Below are 8649 nucleotides of genomic sequence, written 5' to 3'. Positions count from 1 at the left end.
ACTCTGCGCGAACTCCGGGAACGTTTCTTCGATCGAATCCTTGTCCGGCAGCACGTAGAACACGCCGCCTTTCTCGAACGTGGGATGCACGATCTGCTCGTAGAACCCGGGCGAGACATTGATGCAGCCGTGGGTGACACGGTTGTCGTCCGGCGTGGCCGATGCCAGTCGTTCGCTGCGCTTCTCTTTCGGGGTGCCCGGGGGAAGCGGGTGCATTGAAACGGCGGAATCGTAGTCCACCCACAGCACGCGTCCGGCGTCCTCGGACGGGCCATAGGCGCCAATGAAACGACCCGCCGGGGTGGTGCGGTCGTGGCCGGGAATCGCGCTCAGTGCGAGCTTGGCGACGCCGGGTGCCGAGTGATCGCCGATGGCCGAACCAAACAGCGCTGGCGCTGCGCCGCGCAGCTTGCCGTCACCGCCGAAGACCAGGACCTGCGCAGCCGCCTTGTCCATGATCGCGAACGGATAGCCCTGGTTGTCCTTGCTGGCCACGACCCAGCCGGCCAGTTCAATCACCGTATCGGACACTTCCTGGCCCTGCGGAAGTTCATCGGCGGCGGTCGCCGTTTCCGTGGGTGCGTCCTTGGCTTCCTTGGCGTTCCTGGCGCTGGCTGCGCCGGTTCCTGCCAGTGCCAGCGCGATGGCCAGCGTGGCCGATACGGCCCGGCGTGCAGGGAGTGAGTACGTACGAATGGGACGGCTCCTTCGGATGACGACCGAGAGGCTGAAAGACACCAGTGGCCGGTGAAGGCCACTGGTGTCTGGTTCAAGCGTTCATCAAAGTGGGTGGAGAGCGGTTACCCGCGCGGCTTGCGGCCGGGGACCCTTTCGAGCTGCTGCACGCGGCCTTCGATCTGATCCAGACGCTGGTTGGCCTGCTGTGCAGACTGGTTGGCGGATTCGGCGCTCTGCGCCGCGCCCTGCACCTTCACGTCGAGCTGGTCGAGACGCGAGTTGATCGTTGCAAATTCGTCTTTGTAGGTGGCGCAAGCACCGAGGCTTACGGTAGCAACGATGGCTACGGTGACGGCACGTGCCGCGTTGATTTGCTGCTTGGTCAGGAACATTCCACTCCCTCCTTCGTCTGGGGAGTCTGGAATATAGCGGCGTTTGTTCCCGCCGCTGCGAAGTGCTTTCAGCTGCAGTTGGAAGACGTGGATGGCCTGTGAAGGTCGGGCAATCAGCAATCCTTAACAAGCGGGAACAAGCGAGCTCTGCCGCATCGGTTGATGTCCTTGTGCCACTTCGATCTCCCCAATTCATAAGCCTGAAGCCGACTCATGGTGTTCCTCTCGATGGGCGCCGATGAGCGTGGCGCAACAACATCGACGCGGGCACCGCGGTTTCGTGTGTGCAGGCCTCATGGCGCAGGGCGATCAGGTCGAAGATGCAAGCGCTCTTCGCGCGGCATGGATGGTTGCGACGGGTCGCCTAGATGCGGACTACGAGGAGCGAAGGTGATATGGCGCGGGCACGAAATCAGGAGTGACTCATCATTGATGAAAACCGCCTAAGGTTAGATTCAATGCGTTGATCTACGTCCCGAGCTTCGCAGGCCCATATGTCGGAAAGCACCGGATACTCTGAATGGACGTCTCAGGGAGAAATGCTCTCCCATCAAGGTGGACGAACGGCCCGTCAGTCTCGGTCAGAACGCCATCAGGTGGCATGAGCTGCACTAACTTACGTCCTCTTTCACTCAGTAGCATGGCTGGCCCAATCGAGAACCGGTAGGCCATTTCTACAGCACGCGCGAGCTCACGCTTGCTTCCGGAGAAGCAGTGAAGAGTCGGCCAACCCGCCTCTGGCTGACGCTCAAGAGCATCTGGCGCAGATGACATTCAACCCGCGGTGCGACCTTCCGGCGTGCTCGCTCGGATAGTGGGAAGTTCACTAGCAGACGCGTGCTTGCCAATCTGAAGAGCCAAGTCGCCGGCGAACAAGCAGGCAGCACATAGAAAAGTGTATTGCGCTACACGCGCGATCTTGGCTTTAATTGGCAGTCCTCGAATTTTCATCCTGTGTTGACAGAACAGGGCGACCGCACAATATATGGTCCAGAAGCCCAAAATTATGCAGACGAGTGCGCCCGCGATTTTCGTGAAATTGTCCAGCCCGCTGCCCAGCAAAGCGTGAGAGGCCGCAATGACGGCCAAGCCCAGCGTTACTCCCTTGGTCAGTTCTATCTGGTCTTTGATGTTAACGAAAAATCGCTCATTCTTCTCTAGGGCCTCTACCTCTCGGGGCGTCTGTGTTACCGGGGGGGGCTGGACTGGCAAGGGTTCGGTCCTGTATGTCATTCACTCGTTCCTAACTGTCGTTTGTTGACTACTATCGGCGCGACGGGCGCAAATCTTGAGATGACAGCTGATTGGGTGACCCATGTCACTCTCGATAGTGCGAATCTAGGAAGCCCGCTAGGTCACCCATGTGGTCCTCCACATAATAATGGTGCCCCTGGCCCGGCTCGAACCGGCATTTGCCACCCATCTGGCGCTGACGGGATATGAATCCGCTGCTCTGCTAATTGAGCTACAGGGGTGTGATCGTTGCGATCACGCYGGTGCCGCCCTCAGAAGCGGTAATGGACAGGAATACTCAGGGATGCACCTTTAGAATCATCCATCCTTTCACTTGGAGAGGTGGTTCTCAAGGCATCCGGTCCTGATGTCGCGCCGACACCACGCGCGCTGGTTGATTCCAGCGCGCTTCGTGCGGCGTGAATGGTCGCGACCGGCCGCTCAGACCCCGACTTCAATGATCCAGCGTAGGTCGATAGGAATTGACCAGCCTGATTTATGGACTGCAGATCACTCGTAGCTTGGTATTTACAATGCTTTTTATGTACACGTAGCTCGTGCCGAGCACCGTCAATACTTCATCTAGATTGCTCCGAAGAGAGATTGCCGGCTGCACAATGACAAAGCCAATCCGAACTTCCATGTCTCGAGCCTTCCTACGCAGCAAGTCGAGGGCCTCGGGCGACCCCTTTAGGATGCGATTCCTTCCCTTACTTTCAGATTTGCTGTAGCGATCTAGCAGGCGCTGGAACAGTTTTTGACCCCTACCGTGCCATTTCACAGATCGACTTGCCTGTCCGGTCACCACGTAGGCATCGTCAATACGACCGCCTGGAGCGTAGCCAGATTTGCAATACTTGCAGTGATAAAAGTCAACCTCTATACAGTATTCAAGGACGCGTACGGCGACGAGATCTGCCACTTCACCGGAACCGTCATCGTCGAAAACAACGTCGTAGTCATGTTCAATTCTGCTAAAGGTGTATCCCTGAACACTCGTAAGGTCGCTCCGACTCAGCATCGACTCCCTGCTGATGTCTACGTTAGTCCATGGCCAGCTTTCCAAGAGATTCTGTGGCAGTTTTACGTTGAGACTGCTAGGGGAGTAGATCCGGTAGTTACCAATGACTACTGAGCCGTCAACGGATAGCAGCCTAAGACGCGTTCTATCGAGGTACTCCTCGAGGCTCTGTTCTTTGCTGCCCACGGTGAAGGTGGCGTTTGGCGCCGAGTATGAGTATCCGTCTGTCTCAAGCTTGATTTCTATTCTCAGCAATTCTTGTTCTTGCTCGCCATCCTGCGAAGCAATCAGGGGTACTGCTAAGGTCGCTGGAGACTGGTAGACAGGAGCCCCAAGTGTTAGATCTGTGATTGGGTACGAGATTGAGTCGACGGTGATCGCGCTCTTGTTCTCAGTCTCGATCAGGAGCTGATCTGGCCAGTCAGCAAAGAACAGTCCTAGAGGCCATGCTTCCTTAATTCTCTCGCTGCGGAGGACATTCTTGAGAATGTCAGATGTGTCTATGCTTTGATCATTTATCTTGACTGAAACTTGGTCACACCACCTAACCCATTCGTCAATCGCCGAGTCATCCATCCTCCACAGCTTTCCTTTAGTCGAACATCCCGCTGTAGTTCTCTCTCCATTGGCATGTCCTACCGCGAACACGTTCGTCTTGGCAGAAGTCCCGTTCTCAAGATCCTCCATGACAGAGTTGACGTCCTGGCCCACGTGCATTGTGAATCGAACTTCGCGACCACCTCGCATGAGTCCGACGTTCTGCAGCTTGAGAAGATCAATTCCACTGAGGATGCGGAACACCGCGTCATCACGAATTCTGGGCGCGTTTGGAGCAATTAGGCTAACAAAGCGCGCAAGCTGCGTCTCATCGCCTGAGCAAGTCGCGAAGAGCGTCCTGTCCGCGGAACGGTAGTAGGCGAGGTAGAGATTCCATGTTGTCGTCATGACGGAAGCGCTATCTGTCCACTCGACCGGAGTGGTCTGCTTGGTCACGGCCATAACGATAGAGTCGTCACCACCCACCGAGCTTAGTTCCAGCGCCTCGCCCCGCCCTCTTAGCTTTGCGACGTTTTTTGGCATCCATCCTGAAGGATTCACGCGATAAGCAATGGCGCTGGTGTTTGGCTTCGGGTTGAGCGAGACGATCTTTTCCGCGTCGTCATTTCCTTCGAACTTTGCCTCAAACTCTTGGCGTTCTACTTCTCTTCCGATCTTATTCTCACTTACTTCGCGAATGATCATGCCCCAGTCCGCATCGGACGCATAGAGCCCCTGCATCTCTCCGTCGATACGTTGGTTGGCAATGTTGGCTATGAACTTTGCTGGCCCCAACTTGGATGAGACACGCGTTAGGCGTCCAATGAACTGCAGAGTCACTGCTGGACTGCGGTGTTGATCATGGATTGCCGCTAGCTTCAGCTCGGGTAGATCGAATCCTTCACCTAGCATGTTTACACAGATGACGATCCTGCATTTACGGTCGATTACATCCTTTCTTCTCTCGGCTAGGCCCTTAAGCTTGCTGTGCAGAAGCACGGGATTGAGGTCTGTCCCATCCGACAGTCTCGCGTAGATCGCCGCGACCGCTCTAGCCTTCTCTATCGCCGAACATCTCGCTAGAAGGATGTGATCAAAGCCATCCTCAAGGTCCTGCTGAAGAAGAGCGACGGCCTTTCTGGCGATAGCCTCGTCAGCCATCTCCTCTCGATACTCACGTATGGGATGAAACTCAATTTCTTGGAAGTACCCGTCGCGCTGGGCTTGTCTTAGCGTGTAGTTGAATACGATTTTTCCGCTGATCCGCTGGTCATCGAGCCGGAACGGAGTTGCAGTGAAGTACAGCGTCGGCTTGCCATCTGCCGCGGCCCTGATGCGCTCCCAGGTATCGGCAACCACATGGTGAGCTTCATCAAATACGACATGTGTGAAGAGCCCGATGACTTGCCCCAGTTGATCAGGTTGCAGTTGAGCAAGCGTATCCGGAGTTGCGACAGTGACATTTGCTGCTTCTATCGCGCTTAGATCGAGCGCGCCGCTTAGACCTGCCGCCAAATGAACTTTAGGCGACAGAAGCTGGTCCGTYACTACTTCGATCCGCCTTAGCGTCGACAAGGACTYAAGACGCTCGCTCATTTGCGAGCGTAGTGCGTCCGATGGGACAACGAGAAGCGTCCGCTTGAACAGTCCCGCCAGCATTAGCGCGAATATGGTGTCGGTTTTACCAGTCCCTGTTGGCATCACGACAGTTGCTGGCTTTGAAGGCGAGATATCGAGATGAGACAGGACTGCGAAGGCAGCTGCCCTTTGTGGCAACCTGAATCCTGTTACGCCCGCCTCCGCGTTCGCAACTCTGAAGACTAGACGGTGGTCAGCCCAGCTCTTGTAGACCGCGTTCTTATTGTAGAAATCAAAGTCGATGTCCATCTGCCAGCTCCTGTCCTTGGTGCGCCTGTGGTAATAAGCTGTGTCAAGCGTAAAGTTGTCTCGATAGAGTTAGATGCTTCACTAGATCCCCTCATTCCCAAGCTAGGAATCTGCGCTTCTAACTTTTCGATGTCCCGCAGGTTCTATGTCCCGCAGGCGACTCCGATCCAGAGAGCGTCCTCCCGGTCAAGCCAATTACAACTGGCTGACCAAACGGGGATACTCGCATATCAGCCAGCCAGCGAGCTGCGCCCTTTTGCTTCAAGGGCTTAGCGGCCTACGTTGTGCAGATGACGATGCTCAAGTCTGGCCAGACGCCCTTCAAGGGCAAGCCGCGCCCGGCAACTTGTAGGTAGATCGAAGGAGGCTCGAACTGTGAGGCTGCATTGGCTCATAGCCTTGGTGGGCGACATGGCGCGCTAGGAGGGACGACTCTCCCGGTGGAGACATGGCGCTTGGCAACCGAGTCGACACCATAGTTTGGCACCCCCAGCTGTCACCATAGTCTGTCCAAAGCTGCACAAACTATGGTGTTCGCCCCACACGGCGCATCGAGAGTTCCCTGAACAGGAACCTCATTCATGTACCGGTCAGTTCAATATTCAGGGCCGATTTCATCAACAAACGGATAATTCACACCTGTCGAACGCCTCTCCTCCCTCCCCTCCCGAGGGGCGTTCGACGAAACCAAAATAATGAAAGGTGTATCCCGATGATCAAGAATTCGCTGCTTGCCCTGGGTCTGTTGGCCGCGCTGCCGTTCGCCGCATCGGCTGCCGATGGCCTGTCGTACAACTACGTTGAAGGCGGCTACGTGAACACCGATGCCAAGGGCGGCGACGCTGATGGCTGGGGCGTGAAGGGCTCGGTTGCCGTGCATCCGAACTTCCACATCTTCGGTGATTACAGCAAGCAGGAAACCGACACCTTCAAGAACGATGTCGACCAGTGGCGCATCGGCGCCGGCTACAACTACGGCATCGCACCGAACACCGACCTGGTGGCTCGTGTTGCGTACCAGAAGTTCGACATGAAGCACGGCCTGGACTTCAACGGCTACTCCACTGAAGTGGGCGTGCGCACCGCGTTCAACCCGTACCTGGAAGGCTATGCGCTGGCCGGTTACGAGGATTACAGCAAGAAGCACGGCATCAACCCGGACGGCGAGTTCTACGGCCGTGTCGGCGCTACCGCCAAGTTCAACCAGAACTGGGGCCTGAGTGGCGAAGTGAAGCTGGCCAAGGCCGGCGACCGCGAGTGGTTCGTGGGCCCGCGCTTCAGCTGGTAACAAACGCCTGTCGTTAGTGCGTGTAACTGGCGTGTGATCTCTCTCCCACACGCCAGCGAAGCCCGGCCTCGTGCCGGGCTTCTCTTTTTCCGGCATCGCTTTGCCACAATGGGGCATGGGCGATCCCTCCACTCCCGCTGGCACCGGCTTGGCCTACCAGGAACACCTGGCGCCTGCGCCGCTGCGTGGCCAGTTCGGCCAGCTCTGGCAGAGCCAGTTGCCTGCTGATGCCAGTGGCAGCATCACCGTGCTGCCCGATGGATGCGTGGACATTCTCTGGCGTGATGGTGCGCTGTTCGTGGTGGGACCGGACCGTACCGCCGCACACCCGCAACTGACCCCCGGTGCACAGGTGCTGGGCGCGCGGTTCCGGCCTGGGCAGGCATCGTCTGCGCTCGGCATCGACTTGTCCGGCATCGTCGGCCAAGCCGTGCCCCTGATCGAATTCAATACCCGCTGGGCGACTCAGGCTGCGGCCTGGATCGGTGACGCCGCGCCCGACCAGCGCCTGCAGCGCCTGGCTGACAGCCTGCAGCGGAACATGCCGGCGGCCGTGCTGGACGAACACACACGCCGCGCGCATGCGCTGTTCGCGCACGCTGCCAGAGGCGATGCCAGCATCGACGCACTCGCCGCACAACTGGCCATGAGCCCGCGCACCCTGCGTCGCTTCAGCCAGACGCAGTTCGGTTACGGAGCAAAGTCGCTGGAGCGGATCCTGCGTCTGCAGCGGTTCCTGCGCTGCAGCCAGACCCAACCCGCGCACAGTCTGGCGATGCTGGCCGTGGAGGCGGGCTATGCCGACCAGGCCCACCTCAGCCGCGACGCCCGCGAGCTTGCCGGCCTGACGGCAAGCGCGCTGCGCCAGCAGTGGGGACGTTGATGGCCGTTTCGTTCAAGACCCGGGCCCGACCCTGACCGATGCTGGGCGCTCCAACCACAGAGCCGCACCATGAGCCACGCAGACACCACCACTGCCGAACGCCGCATCGACAACATCGAATTCAACGTCGCCGACATCGCCCGCAGCAAGCAGTTCTATGGGCAGGTCTTCGGCTGGTCCTTCACCGACTACGGCCCGGCCTATACCGAGTTCGATGACGGCCGCCTCAAAGGTGGCTTTGTCGCCGGCCAGGCAGTGACGCCCTCAGGAGGCGCGCTGGTCATCGTGTACTGCGTGGACCTTGCCGACGCGCAGCAGCGCATCCTCGCAGCTGGCGGCGAGATCGTGCAGGCGGTGTTTGCCTTTCCCGGCGGCCGTCGCTTCCATTTCCGCGATCTGGACGGCTACGTGCTGGCGGTGTGGAGCGACGCCAGCTGATCCGTCTGCCTCTACAATCCGCCAATGGAAACGCACATCGATGCCTATGTGAGGCAGGCCGACGGCAACTGCATCAAGGTGATGCTGTTCAATGGCCGCTCGCGGGCCTCGCTGCAGGCGCTGGGATTCACCGCTGGCGAAGAAGACACCCTCACCCTGCCGGTCCCCGACGATGCAGCCAAGGCCGCCGTCTTCCTCCGCCTGCGTGATCTCGGCGTGGCCTTCTCGGCGGGCAGGGAGTGGTGTCCGGCCGACGTGTTCGAGCATCTTCGCGAGGGCGGTGTGCTGGAGG

The 8649-nt window shown here is 58.4% G+C and carries 9 protein-coding genes; 5 read left to right on the top strand and 4 right to left on the bottom strand.

Features of this window, described 5'->3' with window-relative positions; translation table 11 throughout:
• From AC1DJN_RS18290 to AC1DJN_RS18280, 3 genes are all read right to left on the bottom strand, one after another.
• Positions 1–645 (bottom strand): hypothetical protein (locus AC1DJN_RS18290; protein WP_478039681.1); only part of this gene is annotated, 645 nt, incomplete at its 3' end.
• A 155-nt stretch (positions 646–800) separates the two neighbouring features.
• Positions 801–1070 carry a hypothetical protein gene (locus tag AC1DJN_RS18285; protein WP_025875897.1) on the bottom strand — a complete coding sequence of 90 codons (270 nt, stop codon included), beginning with the start codon at positions 1068–1070 and terminating at the stop codon, positions 801–803.
• A gap of 468 nt (positions 1071–1538) precedes the next feature.
• Positions 1539–1844, bottom strand: coding sequence for a TatD family hydrolase (locus tag AC1DJN_RS18280; protein ID WP_442251509.1), 306 nt, complete (start codon positions 1842–1844; stop codon positions 1539–1541).
• Between the two features lie 126 nt (positions 1845–1970).
• On the opposite strand from AC1DJN_RS18280, the gene AC1DJN_RS18275 reads away from it, so the two are divergent.
• Positions 1971–2231 (top strand): hypothetical protein, encoded by a 261-nt coding sequence (locus tag AC1DJN_RS18275; protein WP_442251510.1) that lies wholly within the window; start codon positions 1971–1973, stop codon positions 2229–2231.
• Between the two features lie 568 nt (positions 2232–2799).
• Here AC1DJN_RS18275 and AC1DJN_RS18270 read toward each other — a convergent pair.
• Positions 2800–5748 (bottom strand): DEAD/DEAH box helicase, encoded by a 2949-nt coding sequence (locus AC1DJN_RS18270; protein WP_478039679.1) that lies wholly within the window; start codon positions 5746–5748, stop codon positions 2800–2802.
• 715 nt (positions 5749–6463) lie between these two features.
• Here AC1DJN_RS18270 and AC1DJN_RS18265 point away from each other — a divergent pair.
• The 4 genes from AC1DJN_RS18265 to AC1DJN_RS18250 form a co-directional block, all read left to right on the top strand.
• On the top strand, positions 6464–7036 hold the full coding sequence (locus tag AC1DJN_RS18265) for an OmpO family porin (protein ID WP_025875896.1): 573 nt from the start codon (positions 6464–6466) through the stop codon (positions 7034–7036).
• Between the two features lie 115 nt (positions 7037–7151).
• The gene (locus AC1DJN_RS18260; protein ID WP_442251512.1) at positions 7152–7919 is read left to right on the top strand and encodes a helix-turn-helix domain-containing protein; all 768 of its coding nucleotides are present in this window, start codon (positions 7152–7154) and stop codon (positions 7917–7919) included.
• A 69-nt stretch (positions 7920–7988) separates the two neighbouring features.
• Positions 7989–8357 (top strand): VOC family protein, encoded by a 369-nt coding sequence (locus tag AC1DJN_RS18255; protein ID WP_088100798.1) that lies wholly within the window; start codon positions 7989–7991, stop codon positions 8355–8357.
• A 24-nt stretch (positions 8358–8381) separates the two neighbouring features.
• Positions 8382–8649 (top strand): hypothetical protein (locus AC1DJN_RS18250; protein WP_478039677.1); only part of this gene is annotated, 268 nt, incomplete at its 3' end.

The organism is Stenotrophomonas sp. 05L414_2 (assembly GCF_056397905.1).
This window is presented reverse-complemented; position numbering and strand designations above follow the sequence as displayed.